17 protein-coding genes are annotated in these 21,017 nt (G+C 67.7%); 10 read left to right on the top strand and 7 right to left on the bottom strand.

The window, feature by feature from the left end:
* Positions 1-54 precede the first annotated feature (54 nt).
* Positions 55-1,464: an amino acid permease gene (locus EV675_RS24730; protein WP_130360986.1), complete on the top strand. Its 1,410-nt coding sequence runs from the start codon at positions 55-57 to the stop codon at positions 1,462-1,464.
* On the opposite strand, the gene EV675_RS24725 is transcribed toward EV675_RS24730, so the two are convergent.
* Positions 1,451-3,757: a molybdopterin guanine dinucleotide-containing S/N-oxide reductase gene (locus EV675_RS24725; protein ID WP_130360984.1), complete on the bottom strand. Its 2,307-nt coding sequence runs from the start codon at positions 3,755-3,757 to the stop codon at positions 1,451-1,453. The genes EV675_RS24730 and EV675_RS24725 overlap by 14 nt on opposite strands.
* Before the next feature lie 16 nt (positions 3,758-3,773).
* The gene (locus EV675_RS24720) at positions 3,774-4,232 is read right to left on the bottom strand and encodes an Lrp/AsnC family transcriptional regulator (protein ID WP_087781515.1); all 459 of its coding nucleotides are present in this window, start codon (positions 4,230-4,232) and stop codon (positions 3,774-3,776) included.
* Positions 4,233-4,414: 182 nt separating this feature from the next.
* Between EV675_RS24720 and metC the strand changes: the two genes are divergently transcribed.
* The 7 genes from metC (at position 4,415) to EV675_RS24685 (ending at position 14,218) form a co-directional block, all read left to right on the top strand.
* Entirely contained in the window at positions 4,415-5,614 is a 1,200-nt protein-coding gene (metC, locus tag EV675_RS24715) for a cystathionine beta-lyase (RefSeq protein WP_130360982.1), read from the top strand.
* A 121-nt stretch (positions 5,615-5,735) separates the two neighbouring features.
* Positions 5,736-6,671 carry a 4-hydroxy-tetrahydrodipicolinate synthase family protein gene (locus EV675_RS24710; protein ID WP_130360980.1) on the top strand — a complete coding sequence of 312 codons (936 nt, stop codon included), beginning with the start codon at positions 5,736-5,738 and terminating at the stop codon, positions 6,669-6,671.
* A gap of 16 nt (positions 6,672-6,687) precedes the next feature.
* Positions 6,688-7,467, top strand: coding sequence for an SDR family oxidoreductase (locus EV675_RS24705; protein ID WP_130360978.1), 780 nt, complete (start codon positions 6,688-6,690; stop codon positions 7,465-7,467).
* 196 nt (positions 7,468-7,663) lie between these two features.
* Positions 7,664-8,668 carry a Bug family tripartite tricarboxylate transporter substrate binding protein gene (locus tag EV675_RS24700; protein ID WP_130360976.1) on the top strand — a complete coding sequence of 335 codons (1,005 nt, stop codon included), beginning with the start codon at positions 7,664-7,666 and terminating at the stop codon, positions 8,666-8,668.
* A 12-nt stretch (positions 8,669-8,680) separates the two neighbouring features.
* Positions 8,681-9,940 (top strand): D-amino acid dehydrogenase, encoded by a 1,260-nt coding sequence (locus EV675_RS24695; protein ID WP_130360974.1) that lies wholly within the window; start codon positions 8,681-8,683, stop codon positions 9,938-9,940.
* Between the two features lie 86 nt (positions 9,941-10,026).
* Positions 10,027-12,201 (top strand): glycogen debranching protein GlgX, encoded by a 2,175-nt coding sequence (gene glgX, locus EV675_RS24690; protein WP_130360972.1) that lies wholly within the window; start codon positions 10,027-10,029, stop codon positions 12,199-12,201.
* A 109-nt stretch (positions 12,202-12,310) separates the two neighbouring features.
* Positions 12,311-14,218 carry a sensor histidine kinase gene (locus EV675_RS24685; protein WP_130360970.1) on the top strand — a complete coding sequence of 636 codons (1,908 nt, stop codon included), beginning with the start codon at positions 12,311-12,313 and terminating at the stop codon, positions 14,216-14,218.
* A 60-nt stretch (positions 14,219-14,278) separates the two neighbouring features.
* Here EV675_RS24685 and EV675_RS24680 read toward each other — a convergent pair whose 3' ends face one another.
* From EV675_RS24680 to EV675_RS24665, 4 genes are read right to left on the bottom strand one after another with little or no spacing between them, the layout of a single operon-like run.
* On the bottom strand, positions 14,279-14,881 hold the full coding sequence (locus tag EV675_RS24680; protein ID WP_130360968.1) for a 2-hydroxychromene-2-carboxylate isomerase: 603 nt from the start codon (positions 14,879-14,881) through the stop codon (positions 14,279-14,281).
* 31 nt (positions 14,882-14,912) lie between these two features.
* Positions 14,913-15,878, bottom strand: coding sequence for a tripartite tricarboxylate transporter substrate-binding protein (locus EV675_RS24675; RefSeq protein ID WP_130360966.1), 966 nt, complete (start codon positions 15,876-15,878; stop codon positions 14,913-14,915).
* 28 nt (positions 15,879-15,906) lie between these two features.
* The gene (locus tag EV675_RS24670) at positions 15,907-17,172 is read right to left on the bottom strand and encodes a CaiB/BaiF CoA transferase family protein (RefSeq protein WP_130360964.1); all 1,266 of its coding nucleotides are present in this window, start codon (positions 17,170-17,172) and stop codon (positions 15,907-15,909) included.
* Positions 17,173-17,196: 24 nt separating this feature from the next.
* A complete protein-coding gene (locus EV675_RS24665; protein ID WP_130360962.1) occupies positions 17,197-17,907 on the bottom strand; it encodes a glutathione S-transferase family protein in 711 nt (236 codons plus the stop codon).
* Between the two features lie 144 nt (positions 17,908-18,051).
* On the opposite strand from EV675_RS24665, the gene EV675_RS24660 reads away from it, so the two are divergent.
* Both EV675_RS24660 and EV675_RS24655 read left to right on the top strand, forming a co-directional pair.
* Positions 18,052-19,029 carry a LysR substrate-binding domain-containing protein gene (locus EV675_RS24660; protein ID WP_165404762.1) on the top strand — a complete coding sequence of 326 codons (978 nt, stop codon included), beginning with the start codon at positions 18,052-18,054 and terminating at the stop codon, positions 19,027-19,029.
* A 91-nt stretch (positions 19,030-19,120) separates the two neighbouring features.
* A complete protein-coding gene (locus EV675_RS24655; protein ID WP_165404761.1) occupies positions 19,121-20,380 on the top strand; it encodes a CaiB/BaiF CoA transferase family protein in 1,260 nt (419 codons plus the stop codon).
* Between the two features lie 49 nt (positions 20,381-20,429).
* Here the strand turns inward: EV675_RS24655 and ppa are convergent, their stop codons facing one another.
* Complete coding sequence (gene ppa / locus EV675_RS24650; RefSeq protein ID WP_087836923.1) at positions 20,430-20,966, bottom strand: inorganic diphosphatase; 537 nt, start codon at positions 20,964-20,966, stop codon at positions 20,430-20,432.
* Positions 20,967-21,017: the final 51 nt, after the last annotated feature.

Here is a 21,017-nt window from a genome sequence, read left to right as displayed (position 1 = left end):
TGCGGGCAAGGGACCGGGCGAGAACGCGCCGACACCACATCCAGCGGGGTGCCCATGGACCTGTTCCGCGTCAAGAGCATAGACAGCATGATGGCGCAGCGCCAGACGGCCGGCCTGCGCAAGAACCTGTCCACCTTCGATCTCGTGATGCTGGGCGTGGGCGCGGTCGTCGGCTCGGGCATCTTCATCCTGACCGGCGCCGGCAGCCTGATCGCCGGCCCGGCGTTGTCGCTGTCCTTCGTCCTGGCGGCCATCGCCTGCTTTTTCTCGGCGCTGTCCTATGCCGAGTTCTCGTCCTCGCTGCCGGTATCGGGCTCGGTCTACACCTATGTCTACGCCACCCTGGGCGAACTGCCGGCCTGGCTGATCGGCTGGATACTGATACTGGAGTTCGGCCTGGCGGCCTCGGCCGTCGCGGCCGGCTGGTCCGGCTACCTGCAATCGCTGATCGCCGGCTTCGGCCTGCACCTGCCCGAAGCGCTGCGCGCCGCGCCGGGCGCGGTGTCCGGCAGCGCCTCGCTGTTCAACCTGCCCGCCTTCCTGGTCCTGGCCGCCATCACCGCCCTGCTCTCGCTCGGCATCCGCCAGTCCAAGCGCGTCAACAACGCGATGGTGGTGATCAAGATCCTGGTGGTGGTGCTGTTCATCGCCGCCGGCGCCACCCACGTGCGGCCCGAGAACTGGACACCCTTCATGCCCTACGGCATGAGCGGCGTCTACGCCGGCGCGGCCCTGATGTTCTATGCGTTCATCGGCTTCGACGCAGTGGCGTCCTCGGCCGAGGAAGTCAGGGATCCGCAGCGCTCGCTGCCGCGCGGCATCCTGGGCTCGCTGCTGATCTGCACCGTGCTGTACGTGCTCGTGACCCTGGTCATGACCGGCATCGTGCCCTACCAGGACTTCAGCGCCAACTCCGACCACCCCGTGTCGCTGGCCCTGCAGCGTACGGGGCAGCTGGGCCTGGCCGGCGTGGTGGACCTGGGCGCGATCCTGGGCATGACCACGGTCATCCTCGTCATGAGCTACGGCCTGACGCGCATCCTCTACGCCATGGCCCGCGACGGCCTGCTGCCGCAACGGCTGGCCACCCTGCACCCGCGCCACGCGACGCCCTTCACGCTGACGTGGACCGTCGGACTGGCCTTCGCGCTGATCGCCGGACTCATCCCACTGGCCGTGCTGGCCGAGCTTATCAACATCGGCACGCTGACCGCCTTCGCGCTGATCTCGCTGGCGGTCATCGTCCTGCGCCGCACCCAACCGGACCTGCGGCGCGGTTTCCGCTGCCCCGGCGTTCCCTATGTCCCGCTCGCGGCCGTGGCCTGCTGCGTGTTCCTGATCGCGCACCTGGACCGGGTCACCTGGCTGGCCTTCGGCATATGGGTGCTGGCGGGCCTCGCGGTGTATTTCCTGTATTCGCGCCGCAAGGCCGTGTTGGCCGGCGAACCGGTCACGCAGCGCTGATCGCCGGCACCTCGAACGCCTCGACCCGCGGCGCCTCGCCTTCCCACCTGCCAATCTCCACCAGCGCCGACAGCGCGCTGGGCGCCTGGGCCAGGCGCGAGGTACCCGCGTCCAGCGTCAGCACATTGGGATTGCCGTGGCGCTCCAGCGCCGCGTCCAGGGGGTCGAACCAGGCGCCGGTGGACATGATGGCCACGCCGGGCATCACGCCATCCTGCACCGATACCGCCGCGATGCAGGCACCGCGATCGTTGTAGACCTTGACCAGGTCGCCGTCGTGGATCCCGCGCGCCGCCGCGTCCTCGGCCGCCATGCGTACGCGCTCGCGCCCGTGCAGCTTGTTGGCGGTGGACACGACGCCGGCGTCCAGCTGCGAGTGCAGCTTGTCGCCCGGCTGCGAGGTGACCAGGTGCAGCGGGAAGCGCGCGGCCAGGTCCGCGCCCAGCCATTCGGCCGGCGGCACCCAGGCCGGATGGGGCGGGCAGTCGTCGTAGCCGAAGCCGGCGATGCGCTCGGAATAGATCTCGATGCGGCCCGACGGCGTCTTGAGCGGATGGGCGGCGGGGTCGCGGCGGAAGTCCTCGAACAGCACGAACTCGCGCGCCGGCTCCGGCAGCTCCAGGTGGCCCGCGCGCCAGAAGTCCTCGAAGCCGGGCGCCTCGAACCCCGACTCGCGCCATCCCGCGGCCATGCCGTCATAGATGTGGCGTATCCACTGGAACTCGTCGCGGCCGCCGGTGAAGGCCTGCTCGTAACCGCCCATGGCCGCCAGCTCGCGGTAGATGTCGAAGTCGTTGCGGCTTTGCGCATGCGGCGCCAGCGCCTGGTGCATGGCCAGCACGAAGCGGTCGCGCGAGGAACCGCCGATGTCGTTGCGCTCGAGCGTGGTGGTGGCCGGCAGCACGATGTCGGCGCGGCGCGCGGTGGGCGTCCACCAGCTGTCGTGCACGACGATGGTCTGGGGCTTGCTCCAGGCGCGCACCAGGCGGTTCAGGTCCTGGTGGTGATGGAAGGGATTGCCGCCCGCCCAGTAGATCATCTGGATGTCGGGATAGACGTCGCTGCGGCCGTTGAACTCGAAGGGCTGGCCCGGCTGCAGCAGCATGTCGGCGATGCGGGCCACGGGTATCGAGCGCCCGATGGGGTTCGCGCCCGAGGACATCTCGGGCGAGGCGGCGGCCGGCCGCGGATTGCCCACGCCGTTCATCGAGCCATGGCCGAAGGCGAAGCCGCCGCCGGGCAGGCCGATCTGCCCCAGCGCCGAAGCCAGCGCGATGGCCGCCCAATAGGGTTGCTCGCCGCGATGGGCCCGCTGCAGGGACCAGGTGCAGGTCAGCATGGTGCGCGTGTCGGCCGCGCGACGCGCCAGGGCGCGGATGTCGGCCGCCGGCACGCCGCACAGTTCCTGTGCCCATTCGGGGCTCTTGGCCTGGCCGTCGGCCTTGCCCAGGACGTAGTCGGCGAAACGATCGAAGCCGGCGCAGTGGGTCTGCACGAAGTCGGCGGCGTGCCGGTCCTCGGTCAGCAGCACGTGGACCATGGCCAGCATCAACGCGGCGTCCGTGTTCGGGCGGATGGGAATCCAGCGCGCATCGATGCCTTCCGGCACGTCGCCCCGGGTGGGGCTGACGACCACGAATTCGACGCCCGCTTCGCGGGCGCGCGCCAGCCAGCGCGGCGTGGAATGTTCGCCGGCGCCGCCCGAGGTGATCTGGGTATTGCGCAGCGGTATGCCGCCGAAGGCCACGAACAACCGGGTATGCGCGGCCACGCTGTTCCAGTCGGTGACGCGCCCGGTCACCGGCGAATAGGTGCCGATGACGTGCGGCAGCAGGAATTGCGCCGCGCCCCAGCTGTAGTTGCCGGCCTGGTTGACGCAGCCGCCGCCCGCGTTCAGGAAACGGTGGGTCTGCGTGCGCGCATGGTGCAGGCGGCCGGCCGAGGACCAGCCGTAGGATCCGCCGAAGATCGAGGCGTCGCCATGCGTGGTCCGCACGCGCGCCAGTTCTTCGGCCACCAGTTTCAGGGCCACGTCCCATTCCACTTCCACGAACCGGTCGCTGCCGCGCGCGCCGCGATCGGCGCGCTCGCGGTCGCGCAGCCAGCCTTCGCGCACGGCGGGGCGGGCGATGCGCAGGGGCGAGTGGACCATGCCGGGCATGGATTGCAGGATGGGCGACGGGGCCGGGTCGAGCGCGAACGGCTCGCAGGCCTGCAGGCGGCCGTCGGCGACGACCGCGGTGAAGGCGCCCCAGTGGGACAGGGACGGAAAGCGTTTGACATCTACGGCCATGGCGGTCTCGGCAGGATCAAGCGTAGTCCAACGGCAGCGCCGTCGTGTATTTCAGTTCTTCCATCGCGAAACTCGAACTGACGTCGAAGAGTTCCACGACCTGTATGAGTTTCTTGTACACCATGTCGAAGCCCTGGATGTCAGGAACCACGACCTTGAGCAGGTAATCGATCTCGCCGCTCATGCGGTAGAACTCGACCACCTCGGGCATGTCGCGCACCCCGGCGGCGAATTTCTGCAGCCACTGCAGGTCGTGGTGGTTGGTCTTGACGGCCACGAACACGGTCACTCCCACGCCCAGCTTGCGGTTGTCGAGCAGGCACACCTGCTTGCGGATCACCCCCTCCTGCGTCAGGCGCTGGATGCGTTTCCAGCACGCGGTGGGGGACAGGCTGACCCGCTCGGCGATCTCGTTGACCGAGAGCGTGGCGTCTTCCTGGAGGATAGAAAGAATATTGCTGTCTTTTTTATCCATGGGGAATCAATCACTATTCTAGATATTGAATGATAAATAATTTTCCCATTTTTTGACAAACCAGTGTCAATAAGGAAAAAAATTTAATCCCCTTCCCGCCTACACTTTCTCCATGCCCGACCGTATCGCGGATGGGTCCGGCGCCACCGGCGCCGTCTGTGTATTCGAGGACAACCGCAGCAATGAAAGAGAAGACCAGGCTGGTTACCGCCGGCAGACACCCCGAGCGTTTCGCCGGGCTCGTTAACACCCCGATCTTCCGCGGATCGACCATTCTTCACGGGTCGATGGCCGAATGGGAAGAAAAGAAGAAGCGTCGCGCCGCCGACGAGCCGGGCGCCACCACCTACGGCCGCTTCGGCACGCCCACCCATCACGCGCTGGAAGAAGCCATCGCCGAACTGGAAGGCGGCTACCGTTCGCAGGTGTTCCCGTCGGGGCTGGCCGCCTGCGCCACCGCGCTGACCGCGCTGCTGGCCGCCGGCGACCACGTGCTGCTGACCGACAGCGCCTATTCGCCCACCCGCACCTTCCTGACCCGCGTGCTGGGACGCTTCGGCGTGGAAGTCACCATCTACGATCCGACCTCGGGCGGCGGCATCGAAGCCAGCATGCGGCCCAACACCCGCGTGGTCTACGTCGAGTCGCCCGGGTCCGAGACCTTCGAGATCCAGGACATTCCCGCCATCGCGGCCGTGGCCCATCGCCACGGCGCCAAGGTGGTCATGGACAACACCTGGGGCACGCCGCTGTTCTTCAAGCCCTTCGAGCACGGCGTGGACGTCTCCATCCAGGCCGCGACCAAGTACATCGTCGGCCATTCCGACGCCATGCTGGGCATCGTCACCTGCACCGAGGAGACCTGGCCGCTGATCAAGCGCACCACCCAGGACCTGGGCCAGACCGCCGGACCCGACGACGTCTATCTCGCGCTGCGCGGCCTGCGTACCATGAACGTGCGCCTGCAGCAGCACTGGAAGTCGGGCGTCGAGGTGGCGTCGTGGCTGGAGACCCGGCCCGAGGTGGAAAAGGTGCTGCACCCCGCGCTGCCCAGCCATCCCGGCCACGCGCTGTGGAAACGCGACTTCCTGGGTGCCGCCGGACTGTTCGCGGTGGTGCTCAAGCCCGCTTCGCCGGCCGCGGTGGAAGCCTTCATCGACAGCCTGCAGTTGTTCGGCATCGGCGTGTCGTGGGGCGGCTACGAAAGCCTGGTCATTCCCTTCAACCCGTCGGGCGACCGCGTCACCGCCAAGTGGCCCTACACCGGCCAGGCGCTGCGGCTGCACGTCGGCCTGGAGGATCCGGCCGACCTGATCGCCGACCTGGAAGGCGGCTTCGCCGCGCTGGCCGAGATCGAGGTGTGCACCCCCCTACGCGCTTAGGCGCGCCCCCCAGGGGGCGGCGCTGGCGGACCGGCAAAGCCGGATCCGCGGCGCCCATGAGGGAAAAGCGGAAAACCTCCGCAAGGTATCATGTAACAGTTAATCAATCGGTGGAATCGCCATGGCTAAGATGAAAATCGAAGGGTCGTTCGTCGCCCTGATCACTCCTTTCAATCAAGACGGCAGCGTCGATTTCGAAGGCTTCCGCACCCTGCTCAAGTTCCATGAGGACAACGGCACCTCCGCCGTGCTGATCATGGGCTCGACGGGCGAGGTCTCGATGCTGTCGCAGCAGGAGCGCCAGCAGATCATCGCCGAGACGGCCAAGATGAAGAACGGCAAGATGAAGTTCTTCTACGGCTGCACCGGCAACAACACCGACACCACCATCGACTACCTGCGCTTCGCCCACGCCAACGGCGCGGACGGCGCCATCCTGGCCGCGCCGGCCTACATCTGCGGTCCCGAGTCCGACATCGAGGACTACTTCCTGGAAGTGGCCGACGCCACCGACCTGCCGCTGGGCATCTACAACAACCCGCCGCGCGTGAAGACCGACCTGCACTGGGACAACCTGCTGCGCATCTTCAAGCACCCCAACTACGTCGTGCACAAGGAATCGACCACCCGCGTGGGCCAGGTCGCGCAGGTGCTGCGCGCCCGCCCCGACGTGGCCGTGATGTGCTGCGACTCGCCCAACCTGGGCCTGGTCGTCCCGACCATGAGCCTGGGCGGCCACGGCACCGCCAACATGACCGGCAACATCGCCCCGGCCGAGATTGCCACGATCTCCAAGCCCTGGAGGACGCCGGAAGTGTCCGAGAGCTTCCGCGACATGTACCTGCACATGCTTCCCATGCTGCACTTCTCGTACTCGGCCATCAACCCGGTGGCGATCAAGTCGCTGATGAAGGCCGTGGGCCTGCCCGCCGGCGACCTGCGCAAGCCGCTCAAGGGCCTGGCCCCCGAGGCGCTGCAGAAGGGCCTGCGCGTGGTGCGCGAGCTCGAACTGGACAAGAAATACGGCTGGAGCTCGCCCGAGCTGAAGTCGGCCTGACGGACGGACGCGACTCATGGACCTCGGCATCCAAGGCAGGAGCGCGCTGGTATTCGGCGGCAGCCGCGGCATGGGGCGCGCCTGCGCGCTCCAGCTGTCGCAGGAAGGCGTGCTCGTGACCATCGCGGCGCGCACCCAGGCCACGCTGGAGAAGGCGGCGGCGGAGATCACGGCGCAGACCGGCACGCCGGTGCGCTACGTGGTCGCCAACATCACGACCGAAGCGGGACGCGACGCGGCGCTGGCCGCCTGTCCCGCGCCGGACATCCTGGTCAACAATGCCGACGGTCCCGAGCCTGGCGATTTCCGCAAATGGACGCTGGACGACTGGCACCAGGCGCTGGACTCGATGATGCTGGGCCCGATCGAGATGATCCGCCGCACGGTGGACGGCATGGTCGAGCGCAAGTTCGGCCGTATCGTCAACATCGTGTCGCGCAGCGTGAAGACGCCGCAGATCGAACTGGGCCTGTCCAACGGCGCGCGCTCGGGCCTGGTGGGCTTCGTGGCGGGACTGGCGCGCCAGACGGTGCGCCACAACGTCACGATCAACAACCTGCTGCCGGGCGTGTTCGCCACCGACGCCCAGCGCCGCCACATCGAAGGCATGCTGGAGGACACCGGCAAGACCTTCGACCAACTTTGGGAAGAGCGCGGCAGCAACAACCCCGCCGGCCGCTACGGGCGCGCCGAGGAACTGGGCGCGCTGTGCGCCTTCGTATGCTCGGCGCATACGGGCTACATCACGGGCCAGAGCCTGCTGATCGACGGCGGCGGCTACCCGGGCACGTTCTGACGGACACCCGGACGACGATCCGGGAATAAGAAGGAAAACAGGAGAACAACAAGGCGTCCGTGCCGTCCCGCACGCGGAACGGCCCAGGACGCGCGGGTTCCGGCCCGACCCGACAGGGGAAGGCCGGAGCATTTTCTAATAACCGCAAAATATATAGAAAACGGAGACAATTCTGTTTTTCGAATATGGGGAAATCATGAACCGCACGACCCGCCGCACTTTCCTGCACACCTCCCTGGCCGTTGCCGGCCTGGCCGGCGCCGCAGCCCTGACCAGCCCCGCCCATGCGCAGGGCGACTATCCGTCCCGCACGATCACCATCGTCGTCCCGCACGCCCCCGGCGGCGCGGTCGACAATACGGCCCGCCTGTTCGCCGACAAACTCAAGGACGAGCTCAAGCAGTCGATCGTGGTCGAGAACCGCGCCGGCGCCTCGGGCATGATCGGCGCCGCCTATGTCGCGCGCGCCGAACCGGACGGCTACACGCTGTACTTCAACGCCTCCATCCACTCCATCAATCCGCTGCTGTACAAGAAGGACATCAAGTTCGACGCGGTCAAGGACTTCGCCCCTGTCAGCATGCTGGCCCAGGGCGCGCTGATCTTCAGCGTGCATCCCCAGGTCCCTGCCCAGAACGTCCAGGAATTCGTCTCCGTCCTGAAGGCCAACCCCACCAAGTACACCTTCGCGACCAGCGGCTTCGGTTCGGCCGGCCACCTGAGTTCCGCGCTGTTCCTGCATGACACCCACCTGACCGGCGACATCCCCATCGTGCTGTACAAGGGCGCCGCGCCGGCGCTGCAGGATCTGGTGGGCGGCCAGGTGTCGGCCATGATGGACCCGATGCTCTCGTCGCTGCCGCACGTGAAAGCCGGCAAGCTGCGCGCCCTGGCCGTGACCGGCCGCGAACGCAGCCCGCTGCTGCCCGACGTGCCAACCATGCGCGAAGCCGGCTTCAAGGACTTCGAGTTCTACTCGTGGTACGGCCTGTGGGCGCCCGCCAAGGTGCCGGCCCCCATCCTGAAGAAGCTGGACGCCGCCGCGGCCAAGATCATGGCCTCGACCGAGATGAAGGCACGCCTGTCGTCGCTGGGCTTCGAATCGGCCTACAAGAACTCGGCCGACTTCGCCAAGTACATCGATTCGGAAATGGCGCGCTACCAGAAGATCATCGACGCGGCCAAGATCACGGTCGAATAAGCGGCAAGGTTCATGAAAGTACTCGTGCTGGGCGCCGGCGTGGTCGGCGTCGCGACCGCCTACTACCTGTGGAAGGACGGTCACGAAGTCACCGTAGTCGAGCGCCAGCCCGGCCCCGGCCGGGAAACCAGCTACGGCAACGCGGGCGGATTGTGTCCCAGCTTCGCCGGCCCCTGGGCCGCGCCGGGCATGATCGCCAAGGTGCTGAAGCTGTCGGTCCAGCGCGACTCCCCCATCCGGTTCTCGCCGCTGCCCGAGCCCCGCAAGGTGGCCTGGGTGCTGCAATGGATGCGCAACTGCAATGCCGAGCGCTTCCGCGTCAACAAGCTGCGCATGCAGCGCGTGGCGCACTACAGCCTGCAATGCCTGCGCGAGATCGCCAGCGGCGAGGACCTGCCGTCGTTCGACTTCCATGAAGGCGGCACGCTGCAGATCTTCCGCACCCCCGCCGAACTCGACCTGGGCCGCCTGTCGGCCAAGGCCCTCGAGGAATACGGCGTGCCCTGGCGCATCCTGGACCCGGCCGACATCAGCGCGCTGGAGCCGGCCATGGCGCACAGCCGCGCCACGGTGGCGGGCGCCCTGCACATGCCCGCCGACGCCTCGGGCGACAGCTACAAGTTCTCGCAGGGGCTGGCCGCGTTCCTGCAGCTGCGCGGCGTCGATTTCCGCTATGGCGTACGCATCGATGCGCTGGAGCGCGAAGGCGACGCCATCGGCGCCGTCCGCACGTCGCAGGGCCCGCTGCGCGCCGATGCCTATGTGGTCGCGCTAGGCAGCCACGCGCCGTTCCTGGTGCGGCCGCTGGGCCTGAACCTGCCGGTCTATCCGCTCAAGGGCTATTCCATCACCGTGCCCGTATCCGACCCTGACGCGGTCCCGCGCATGGCGGTCATGGACGAGCACAACAAGATCATGATCTCGCGCCTGGGCAACCGCATACGCGCCGCCGGCATGGCCGAGCTGACCGGATACGGGCTGGACCTGAACCCGGCGCGCCGGAAACTGCTGGTCGACGTCGTGGGCGAACTGTTCCCGCGGGGACTGGACTGGGGCCAGGTGGAATTCTGGGCCGGCCTGCGGCCCATGACGCCGGACGGTCCGCCCATCCTGGGCCGCACGCGCTGGAACAACCTGTTCCTGAACAGCGGCCACGGCTCGAACGGCTGGACGCAATCCTGCGGAACGTCCCGTATCGTGGCGGACATCGTGGCCGGCCGGCAACCCGCCATCGACCTGGACGGACTGACGGCGGAACGCTTCCACGCCTAGGGCCGCTTACTTCTTTTACCTCGCGTAGGACACTTGGGCGCCCGCCTGTTGCATGCTATGGCCCGGCTCGTAGCGGAAGCAACAGCATGGCGAATGGACTCTATCGACTTGCCGAAGGCCATCCCTATCCCCTGGGCGCGACCTGGGACGGACGGGGCACCAATTTCGCGTTGTTCTCGGCCCACGCCACCAAGGTGGAACTGTGCCTGTTCGACGCGCGGGGCCGCGAGACCGACCGGATAGAACTGCCCGAATTCACCGACGAGATCTGGCACGGCTACCTGCACGGCCTGCAACCGGGGACGCTGTACGGCTACCGCGTTCACGGCCCCTATGTCCCCGACGAGGGACATCGCTTCAATCCCAACAAGCTGCTGCTGGACCCCTACGCCAAGGCGCACGCGGGGCAGTTGAAGTGGTCGCCGGAAGTGTTCGGCTACCGCATGGGCGATCCGGACGCGGACCTGTCCTTCGACGAACGCGACAGCGCGCCCTTCGTCCCCAAATGCATCGTGGTCGATTCGGCCTCGGGCAGCCGACCCGAACGGCTGCTCGTGCCCTGGGACCAGACCGTCGTGTACGAAATGCACGCGGCGAGCTACACCCGGCTGCATCCGGACGTGCCACGCGAGTTGCGCGGAACCCTGGCCGGGCTGCAAAACCCGGAGGTCATCGCCTACCTGCGGGGCCTGGGCGTGACCTCGGTGGAACTGCTGCCGGTGCATACCTTCGTCAACGACGACCACCTGCTCGAGAAGGGGCTGACCAACTACTGGGGCTACAACACGCTGGGCTTCTTCGCGCCCGATCCGCGCTATTTCGCCGGCGAGGCCGTGCGGGAATTCAAGGGCCTGGTGGACCGCTTCCACGATGCCGGCCTGGAAGTCCTCATGGACGTGGTCTACAACCATACGGCCGAGGGCAACGAACTGGGCCCGACGCTGTCCTTCAAGGGTATCGACAACGCCTCGTACTACCGCCTGCTGTCCGAGCACGCCCGCTACTACATCAACGACACGGGCACCGGCAACACCCTGAACCTGAGCCATCCACGCACGCTGCAGATGGTGACGGACAGCCTGCGCTACTGGGTCACGGAAATGAAGGTGGATGGCTTCCGCTTCGACCTGGCCACCATACTGGGACGCGAGGACCATGGCTTCGACGAAGGCGGCGGCTTTCTCGACAGTTGCCGCCAGGATCCCATCCTGTCCAGCGTCAAGCTCATCGCCGAGCCCTGGGACTGCGGGCCGGGCGGCTACCAGGTCGGCGGCTTCCCTCCGGGCTGGGCCGAATGGAACGACCGCTTCCGCGATACCGTGCGCGGCTTCTGGAAGGGCGACGCGGGCACGGCCGCCGACTTCGCCACCCGCATTACCGCCTCGGGCGACCGCTTCAACCGGCGCGGACGCAAGCCCTGGGCCAGCGTGAACTTCATCACCGCGCACGACGGATTCACGCTGAACGACCTGGTGTCCTACAACGACAAGCACAACGAGGCCAACGGCGAGGACAACCGCGACGGGCATTCGGACAACCGCTCGTGGAACTGCGGCGCCGAGGGCCCCACCGACGATCCGGGCATCCAGGCGCTGCGCGAGCGCCAGAAGCGCAACATGCTGGCGACCCTGCTGCTGTCGCAGGGCACGCCCATGATGCTGGCTGGCGACGAGTTCGGCCGCACCCAGCGGGGCAACAACAACGCCTATTGCCAGGACAACGAGATCAGTTGGGTGGACTGGGAAGGCATCGGCGACGACGGCCGCGCGCTGCAGGAGTTCGTGCGCAAGCTCCTGTACCTGCGCCGGCGCCTGCCGGTACTGCGACGCAACCGCTTCCTGACTGGCGAATACAACGAGGTCCTGGACGTCACCGACGTACGCTGGCTCTCGCCCTCGGCCACGCCGCTGACCGGCGAACAATGGGCCGATGAATCCATGCGCTGCTTCGGCATGCTGATCGACGGCCGCGCCCAGGCCTCGGGCATCAAGCGCCCGGCCTCGGACGCAACGCTGCTGCTGGTGTTCAACGCCCATCACGATACGGTCAACTTCACGCTGCCGGACGTGCCCGGCCCCGATGTCTGGACCTGTCTGCTGGACACCAACATGCCCGTGCGCGAAGACCTGCCGGTGTTCAACGCGGGAGACGTCTACCAGGTCACCACCCATTCGCTGCTGCTGTTCGCGCTCGAGGCCAAGGGCGCTGCGGCGCGCGTGCTGGCCAATATCGAGACCCGCCTGACCGACCCGGCGGAATGATCCAATTGGTTCTTGCCACGCACCGATGATTCCCAGTCCGGGGGGAAGCCGGTACAATCCGGCGCGGCTGCCACAAGTAACCCTTTATTTCAATTGATACCAAGTTCCAATGTCGGCTGACCGAGCAAGCGCCCAGGCAGGCGACGCCGGAGCCGCTGCCCCCGCCCAAGTCCGCCTTCCCGTCCGTGGACGGGGCCTGATATACGGATGCTCCGCGCTGGCCCTGCTGGCCTGCGCGGTCACCGGCGGCCTGCAATGGCCCATCGCCCTGCCGTTGATCTCCACGCTGGTCGCCGGCGTCATCGTGCTACCCCTGCGCGAATCGACGCTGCTGTCGGCGGCCTCGGTGGTCTTCACCTCGCTGCTGGATTTCTGGAACTGGATGATCGGTCCGCTGCCGCTGGTCTGGCGTCTGCCCGACGTCCCGGTCGCGCCGCTGTTCGCCGTGACCACGCTGCTGTCCGTCGCCGTGGTTCACCTCTGCCTGTCGGCATCGCAGGCGGCGGGCCAGCGGCTGGCTGCGCGAGCGGCCCTCGACCGCCCCGCGCGGCCGGCCACGCACATGGAGCCGCTGCTGGACCGCCTGCCGCACGCCATGGCGATCGCCGGCGCCGACGGCGCGCTGGCCTATGCCAACGGCCCCTACCTGGCCCTGATCGACAAGCCCGCCGACGTCGCGCTGGGGCGCACCATGCGCGAGCTGTGGCCGCGCCGCGCGGCCTCGCTGTGCGCGCCCCACCTGGAACAGGCCGCCCAGGGCAAGGCCGCGAGTTTCCGGCTGCCCTTCACCACGCCCGACAACGTCAAGCGCGAATTCGACGTCTTCCTCTCGCCCCACGCCGATACGGACGGGGGCACCCAGGCCACGCTGATGATGCTGGTGGACGTGACCGACGCGGTACGCGCCAAGCATGGCCTGATCGAACGCGAATCGATGTACAAGGCCGTCATCGAGCATGCTCCCATCGGCATCCTGACCCAGGTCGACGGCCTGCTGATCTATGCCAACCCCGCGGCGCTGCTCATGCTGTCGGCGGACTGGTCGGGCCGCGCCATCGGACGGCCGTTCTCGGACTTCATCGTCGACAAGGACCGCGAGAAGGTCCGCCGGCGCATCGAGGAACTCGCCCAGGCCCCGGGCTTCGCCGAGTTCAGGCCCTATCGGCTGGTGGCGCTGGACGGCCAGAAGCGCGACGTCGAGCTGGCCGCGATCAGCGTCACCCGGGACGGCAGACAGCGGGTCGAATTGTTCTGCGTCGACGTCACGGAACACCGGCTGGCCGAGGACAAGATCCGGCAGTTGAACGAAACCCTGGAGCTGCGCGTGGCCGAGCGCACGGCCGAGCTGGAAGCCTTCACCAGTTCGGTCAGCCACGATCTGCGTGCCCCGGCCCGCCAGATCATGTCCGCCGCCGACATCATGCTGCGCAAGACCGGCCAGCCGGGCGGCGACATCAAGCCCATGTTGTCGGCGCTGCTGACCACCGCGGAGCGCATGAACCGCACCATCGACGCCCTGCTGGAACTATCGCGGCTGGGGCGCGCCGGCATCGTGCCCTCGCTGTGGCCGCTGGGCACCATGGTGCAGGAAATCCAGTCGGAACTGGCCGCCAGCGTGGGCGACCGGTCGGTCACGTGGCGCATCGACGCGCTGCCGCGCGTGTTCGCCGATCCTCACCTGATCCGGCTGGTCATGGTCAACCTGCTGGACAACGCGGTCAAGTTCACCCGCTATACCCCGAACGCGCGAATAGAAGTCTGGGCCGACGAATACGAACAGACCATCGCCATCAACGTGCGCGACAACGGCGCCGGCTTCGACATGCGCCAGGCGGGCAAGCTCTTCACCATGTTCAGCCGGCTGCATTCGAACCGGGATTTCGACGGCACCGGCGTGGGGCTGGCGCATTGCCGCCGCATCGTCGAACGCCACGGGGGACGCATCGTCGCTCATGGCGAGCCCGGGAAAGGGGCCACCCTGCGCTTCACCCTGCCCCACGAATCGCATTCCGCGTAAACCGCGGCGCGGGGGCGCCCGGCCCTCTGTATCTGCCACCCTTGCCTACAGCGCGCTCGCTCAGGCCGCGCGGACCTGCCGGCGCCGCAGTTCATCCTCGACGAACTCCATCCGGTCCTTGCCCCAGAACAACTCGTCGCCCACGATGATCATCGGTACGCCGAACACGTCGCGCGCGATGCCTTCGTTGGTGCTGCGGGCCAGTTCCTCGCCGATCTCGTCCGAGGCGCTCAGGCGCTCGAACTCGTCCGGATCCGCTCCCAGCGCCTGGGCGATGGGACGCAGGCCGGCGTACTCGGCGATGCCGGCATCGCCCTGCTCCCAGTAGCGCTCCATGACCCGCTCGACGAACTCCAGCTCCTTGCCTTGGCGACGCATGGCCAGCGACCCGCGCAGTGCGCGGCTGGACTTGATCGGGAACTCGCGCGGCATCTGGAATGGCAGGCCGTACTTCTCGGCCCAGCGCATCAGGTCGCGCTTGCGATTGCGCAGCTTCGCCTTGGGCTCCTTCATCAGCTCGTAGTCGTTGCTGCGGAACACGTAGCCCAGATTGAATGGGTGCAGCACCAGTTCGGCGCCGTAGCGCGCCAGCAATGGCTTGATCAGCTTGATGGCGAAATAGGTGTTGGTGCTGCCCACGTCCCAATACATCTCGATCTTCATGCGTCTTGCTCCAGAAAAATCCGCGTCCGTGCTATTGCACCAGTCCCTGCGACTGCTGGATGAGCGGCGTCCACGTGGCAACCTGGCTCCTGAGCTTGCGCTCCAGCGCGGCGGGCGTCGCCCGCTCCGGCCCCACGGGCATGGCTCCCAGCTTCTTCATGCTGTCGACGAAGGCCGGATCCGACTGGGCCGCCTGCAAGGCGCGCTGCAGCCTGCCGATCACGGCCGGCGGCGTCGCCCGCGGCGCGTAGAGACCGTGCCAGACGGTCACCTCGAAACCGGGCAGCCCCTGCTCGCTCAGCGTCGGCAGTTCCGGCAGCGAAGGCAGGCGGACCGCCGTGGTGCTGCCGTAGGCCTGCACGCGGTTCGTCAGAATGGGTTGCTGGGTGGTCGTGATCTGGTCGCACAGCAGATCGACCTGGCCGCCCTGCAGGTCGGTCATGGCCGGCGCGGCGCCCTTGTACGGGACGGTCGTCAAGGCCACCTTCAGGCGCGTCATCAGCATCAGGCCGCATAGATGGGACGCGGTGCCGATGCCGGCATTGCTGAGGTTGATGCGCGAGCCCTGGCTCTTCAGGTAGGCCGAGAGCTCCTGGAAACTCCTGGCCGGCAGGTCCTTCTTGCCGACCAGGGTCATGGGCACGTCGACCACTTCGCCTACATAACCGAAGTCCCGCACCGGATCGAACTTGATCTCCGGGGACAGGGCCTTCACGGTGGACATGCCGATGTTGTGGATCATGAGCGTGTAGCCGTCGGGCGCGGCGCGCAGCAGCGCCTCCGCGCCGACGATGCCACCCGAGCTGGGCCGGTTGTCCACCACCACCGTCTGCCCCAGGTTGGCGCCCATGGCCAGCGCCAGGTGCCGCGCGACCACGTCCGTCGGGCCGCCGGCCGAGAACGGCACGATCACCGTGACCGGCCGCGCCGGAAAATCCTGCGCCGATACCGGCCCGGCCGCCACGGCCAATGCCGCCGCAAACATGAATGTCCGCATGATGCCTCCTCCTTGGATGGATGACTCGTCAGGCCGTCCCGCGTCTGCCGCGCGCGATCAGCCTGTCCTGTACCAGGACCTCCTGCGCGTAGAGCGCCTCGATGTCCTCGGGCCCCAGCCCGAGCACCTCGCTCAACACGTCTTCGTTGTGCTCGCCCAGGGCATCGGCGCGCAGCTCGCGCGCGGGCTCCCAGGCGGAAAACCGGACGGGGAGTCCGGGGATGTCGAAATCCCCCAGCACCTCGTCATGGACGCGCCGCACGGTGCCGCGCTCGCGCAGGTGCGGATGCGCCATCGCCTCGTTCAGGCTCAGGACGGGCGCGCAGGGAATACGGTGCGCCTCCAGCGCCGCGATGGCTGCCTCGCTGGAATCGAAGCGCGCCAGCCACCCTTCCAGCAGGGTCTTGAGCGCCGCGTTGTTGTCGCGCCGCAGGGCCGCCGTGGCAAAGCGCGGATCGGCCATCAGCTCGGACATGTCCAGGGCGCGGACCAGCGCCTCCCATTGGTGGGGCAGTGTGGCCAGCGCGATATAGCGGCCATCGCCGCAGCGGAACAATCCGGTCGGACCGCCGTCGGGATGCTGCGAGCCGGTGCGGCGCGGCGTGTAGCCGGGACGCAGCGACACGCGCGGCAGCGCCACCTCGTGCATCTGGAAATAGGTATCCAGCAGCGAGGCCTCGACGTGCTGGCCTTCGCCTGTGCGTTCGCGATGCAGCAGCGCGTAGCCCACGGCCATCGCGGCGGTCAGGCCAGTGGCCGTGTCGCCCACGGCCATCGTGATCATCGCCGGATCGCCATCCGGCTCGCCGATCAGGTCCGTGACCCCGGCATAGGCCTGGGCAACGTAGTCGTAGCCGGGCTTGCGGCTCAACGGCCCGTGCTGGCCGGCCAGCGAGATCGAGCACATGACCAACCCCGGATTCGCTTCCCGCAACGCTTCATAGGACAGCCCCGCGCGCTCCATGACTCCCGGACTGAAGTTCTCGACCAGCACGTCGCAGCGCGCGGCCAGCGCCTTGATCAGCGCCACGCCGCGCGGATGCTTCATGTCCACCGCCAGGCTGCGCTTGGAATGGTTGTGCTGGAAGTAATAGGTGCTGCGGCTGGAATTCTTGTGCAGCGGGTCGCGCGAACGCAGCCCGCCTATGCGGGTGCGGTCGCCGAAGGGCGCGAGTTCGAGCTTGATGACGTCGGCGCCGAGTTCGGCCATGATGCGCGAGCACGTCGGCCCGGCCACGATCTGCGTCATATCCAGGACGCGGTATCCCTTGAGCATGGGCAAGGCGGCGGACATGGGACTCCTTCGGTGTGGCGGTTGTCAGGCTTGGCGCGCGCCGAGCCGGGCGCCGCCGAACAGGTTGTTCCAACGCTCGCCCTGGGGCGGGGCGCCGCTGCGGTCCACCTTCGCGGCCAGCACCGCGAGTCCGCGCTGCACGGCCGGGCGGGCGCGGACCGCCGCGTACCAGCGCTTCAGGTTGGGCCAGGCATCGATGTCCTGGCCCTGCCACTTGTAGGGCCGCAGCCAGGGATAGGTGGCGATGTCGGCCAGCGTGTAGGCATCGCCGGCCAGATATTCGGCCTCGCCCAGGCGGCGGTCGATCACGCCGTAGAGGCGATGCGCCTCGCTGGTGTAGCGCTCCACCGCGTAGGGAATGGTCTCGGGCGCGTACTTGCGGAAGTGATGCGCCTGGCCCAGCATCGGGCCGACGCCGCCCATCTGGAACATCAGCCACTGCACGGTGGCGTAGCGTCCGACCGGATCCGCGGGCAGCAGGGGGCTGGCCAACTTCTCGGCCAGGTACATCATGATCGCGCCCGATTCGAACATGGCCAGCGGCCGCCCGCCCGGGCCGTCATGGTCGACGATGGCGGGCACCTTGTTGTTGGGACTGATGGCCAGAAAGGCGGGATCGAACTGCTCGCCCTTGCCGATGTGCACCGGCATCACGCGATAGGGTTGCTCCAGTTCCTCCAGCAGGATCGAGACCTTGTAGGCGTTCGGGGTGGTCCAGAAATAGAGGTCGATCATGATGTCCGTGCCCTTGCGCGGCTTAGCCGGGGATGGGAAGCCATGGTAGGGACATCGATGCATCGGGAATAATAGGACATTGCGATCCCGGTATATGCGGAACCTATGGTCTACAGTGTTCCGCCGCGAGCACGAGAGAAGAACATGGAGCTGAGACAGTTGCGGTACTTCGTCCGCATCGTCGAACTGGGCAGCGTGTCCCGCGCGGCCAAGGACCTCTACGTCGCGCAGCCGGCCCTCAGCGCGCAAATGGCGAACCTGGAATCCGAACTGGGCGTGCGGCTGCTGGCGCGCAGCGTGCGCGGGGTCACGCCCACCGCCGGCGGCAAGACCCTGTACCTGCACGCCCAGGCCGTGCTGCGGCAGGTCGATCGCCTGCGCCGCGACGTCGCCCATGCCGGCGCCCTGCCCGGCGGCCCGGTGTCGGTGGGCATGCCCACCAGCGCCGCGAACGTGCTGGCCGGCCCGCTCATCGCCGCCGTGCAGCAGCGCTACCCCGACATCCAGCTCAGCCTGGTCGAAAGCCTGAGCGGCCACCTGCGCGAACTGGTGGGCAACGGCCGCCTGGAGATGTCCCTGCTGTTCGAGCCGGCTCCGCCGCCGGGCGCGGCCGCGCGCGAGGGCGGCGACCTGCCCCACATCCACCGGGTCCCGCTGGTCGAGGAAGAACTGTTTCTGCTGTCAGCCACGCCCGCCCCGAGTGCCCGCGGCGGCCGCGTCAGACTGGAGGACGCCGCGGCGATGCGGCTGGTGCTGCCCGGACGCGCCAACATCACGCGCCAGCTCATCGACCAGGTCTTCGCCGCGCGCGGGCTGGCCCCCCAGGTCATGGCCGAACTCGATTCGCTGTCCACCATCCAGGCCATCGTCGAACGCGGCCAGGCGGCCACCATCCTGTCGCTGTCCTCGCTGGTAGGCGAAGGCGCGCGCGACCGGCTGTCGGCGCTGTCGGTGGGCGATCCGCCCATCCTGCGGCGGCTCTCGCTGTGCAGCCCGGACATCGTCGCCATGGGCTCCGCCGCGGAAAGCGTGGCCGCGCTGGTCCCCGAGCTGGTACGGGACATCGTCGCGGCGGGCGGCTGGCCCGGCGCGACGATGCTGGCTGCCACGGAGGGTCCATAACTGCGGGATATGTCCCCCGCGCAAAGTCCTATGACGTCGGCATCGCCGGTTCTGCTTAGACTGCCCGCCAAGCCACCGAATGAACCTGAGCATGCAGAAAATATTATCCGGGACGATCGTATTGGACCTGACCCGCTTCTTCTCAGGCCCGCAGGCCACCCTGTTCCTTGCCGGCATGGGCGCGCAGGTCGTGAAGATCGACGATCCCGCCACAGGCGACCCCACCGCGTTCTCGCCCCCCTACGCCGGCCCCGGCGGCGTATCCTTCCAGCGGACCTCGGACGCGGACATGGGGCTGGCCTACCTGAAACGCGCGCGCGGCAAGCAATCGGTCATGCTGGACCTGAAATCGGACGCGGGCCGCGAGGTCTTCCTGCGCATGGCAGCCGGCGCCGACGTCGTGATCGACAACTTCAGCGCGGGCGTGGCGGACCGGCTGGGGGTAGGCTATGACGCGCTGGCGGCGGTCAACCCCGGCATCGTCTATTGCTCGTTGACGGGATACGGCTCGACCGGTTCCGATCGGCACCTGAAGGCCTACGACCTGATGGTGCAGGCGGCGGTAGGCCTGATGAGCGTGACCGGCGAAGCCGGCGGCCCCCCGGTCAAGACCGGCTCGCCGCTGTCCGACGCCATCGCCGGCGTGTTCGCCGCGTCCGGCATCCTGGCCGCCCTGCTGCACCGCCAGCGCACGGGATGCGGCCAGGCGGTGGACATTTCGATGGCCGACTGCCTGTTCTCGTTGATGTTCGACGAACCCTTCGACTGCTACGAGCAGCTGGGCCTGCCCCAGCGTCAAGGCAGCCGCATCATGCGGTTCTCGCCCTTCAACGTCTATCGCTCGCGCGATGGCTGGGTAGTGCTGGGCGCGGCCACCGCCGCCGACTGGACCGCGCTGCTGGGCGCGATGGACCGGCGGGACCTGGCCGACGATACGCGGATGAACGACCTGGGCTGGCGCATCGCGCACAACGCGCAGATCGACGCCATCGTGTCGGCCTGGACCGAGGCCCGCGGCACCGGAGACATCGTGAACGCGCTGCACGCGGCCAAGGTGCCGTGCAGTCCGGTCCGCGGCATCGACGAGGTCATGCAGTGGCGGCAACTGCGCGAGCGCGGCATGGTGGTCCCGGTGCACAACCCCATGACCGGCACCGACATGGGCGCCAGCGCGCCCGGCTTCCCGATCAAGTTCAGCGACAGCCAGGCCGGCTACGACACGCCCGCGCCGGTGCCCGGGGCCCACACGCAGGAAATCCTGGAAACGCTGGCCGGGCTGTCGCCCCAGCGCATCGAGGAACTGGCGGCGCGCGGGGTTGTACGGCGCGCGCAGTCATCTCCTTCCCAATGAAAAAAGACCTCCCGCCGGGAGGTCTCTTCGTAGCGGCGCGGCCCTCGCCTTACTTGCCGGCCCGCTGATAGCGCTCGATGCTGCCGACGATCTCCTGGCGGGCGGCTTCCGGGCCGTCCCAGCCCTTCACCTTGACCCACTTGCCCTTCTCCAGATCCTTGTAGTGCTCGAAGAAATGCTGGATGCGCAGCAGGTACTCGGGCTGCAGGTCTTCCGGCTTCTGCCAGTGGCGGTAGATGGGCAGGACCTTGTCCACGGGCACGGCCAGCAGCTTGGCGTCGCCGCCCGCTTCGTCGTCCATGTTCAGGATGCCGATGGGGCGGCAGCGCACGACGGCGCCGACGGTGACCGGATGGGGAGTGATGACCAGCACGTCGACGGGGTCGCCGTCGTCGGACAGGGTCTGCGGCACATAGCCGTAATTGCACGGGTAGTGCATGGCGGTCATCATGAAGCGATCGACGAACAAGGCTCCGGTTTCCTTGTCGACTTCGTACTTGATCGGATCCGCGTTCATCGGGATCTCAATGATGACGTTGAATTCTTCCGGCGCCTTTTTGCCGGGACCGACTCGATCGAGATTCATAACTGCCTGGAAGGTTGGTAAAAACAGGTGGACCGGCCCGGGGCCGGCACG

Origin of the sequence: Pigmentiphaga kullae, assembly GCF_004216695.1 — a bacterium.
Lineage (GTDB): Bacteria > Pseudomonadota > Gammaproteobacteria > Burkholderiales > Burkholderiaceae_B > Pigmentiphaga > Pigmentiphaga kullae.
This window is presented reverse-complemented; position numbering and strand designations above follow the sequence as displayed.

Bases quoted from the DNA above. Each gene is read 5' to 3' on its own strand.
- metC (WP_130360982.1), top strand. From the start codon at position 4,415: ATGAAAGAGAAGACCAGGCTGGTTACCGCCGGCAGACACCCCGAGCGT.
- EV675_RS24660 (WP_165404762.1), top strand. From the start codon at position 18,052: ATGGAGCTGAGACAGTTGCGGTACTTCGTCCGCATCGTCGAACTGGGC.
- EV675_RS24710 (WP_130360980.1), top strand. From the start codon at position 5,736: ATGGCTAAGATGAAAATCGAAGGGTCGTTCGTCGCCCTGATCACTCCT.
- EV675_RS24720 (WP_087781515.1), bottom strand. From the start codon at position 4,232: ATGGATAAAAAAGACAGCAATATTCTTTCTATCCTCCAGGAAGACGCC.
- EV675_RS24695 (WP_130360974.1), top strand. From the start codon at position 8,681: ATGAAAGTACTCGTGCTGGGCGCCGGCGTGGTCGGCGTCGCGACCGCC.
- glgX (WP_130360972.1), top strand. From the start codon at position 10,027: ATGGCGAATGGACTCTATCGACTTGCCGAAGGCCATCCCTATCCCCTG.
- EV675_RS24685 (WP_130360970.1), top strand. From the start codon at position 12,311: ATGTCGGCTGACCGAGCAAGCGCCCAGGCAGGCGACGCCGGAGCCGCT.
- EV675_RS24675 (WP_130360966.1), bottom strand. From the start codon at position 15,878: ATGCGGACATTCATGTTTGCGGCGGCATTGGCCGTGGCGGCCGGGCCG.
- EV675_RS24655 (WP_165404761.1), top strand. From the start codon at position 19,121: ATGCAGAAAATATTATCCGGGACGATCGTATTGGACCTGACCCGCTTC.
- EV675_RS24665 (WP_130360962.1), bottom strand. From the start codon at position 17,907: ATGATCGACCTCTATTTCTGGACCACCCCGAACGCCTACAAGGTCTCG.
- ppa (WP_087836923.1), bottom strand. From the start codon at position 20,966: ATGAATCTCGATCGAGTCGGTCCCGGCAAAAAGGCGCCGGAAGAATTC.
- EV675_RS24670 (WP_130360964.1), bottom strand. From the start codon at position 17,172: ATGTCCGCCGCCTTGCCCATGCTCAAGGGATACCGCGTCCTGGATATG.
- EV675_RS24705 (WP_130360978.1), top strand. From the start codon at position 6,688: ATGGACCTCGGCATCCAAGGCAGGAGCGCGCTGGTATTCGGCGGCAGC.
- EV675_RS24680 (WP_130360968.1), bottom strand. From the start codon at position 14,881: ATGAAGATCGAGATGTATTGGGACGTGGGCAGCACCAACACCTATTTC.
- EV675_RS24725 (WP_130360984.1), bottom strand. From the start codon at position 3,757: ATGGCCGTAGATGTCAAACGCTTTCCGTCCCTGTCCCACTGGGGCGCC.
- EV675_RS24730 (WP_130360986.1), top strand. From the start codon at position 55: ATGGACCTGTTCCGCGTCAAGAGCATAGACAGCATGATGGCGCAGCGC.
- EV675_RS24700 (WP_130360976.1), top strand. From the start codon at position 7,664: ATGAACCGCACGACCCGCCGCACTTTCCTGCACACCTCCCTGGCCGTT.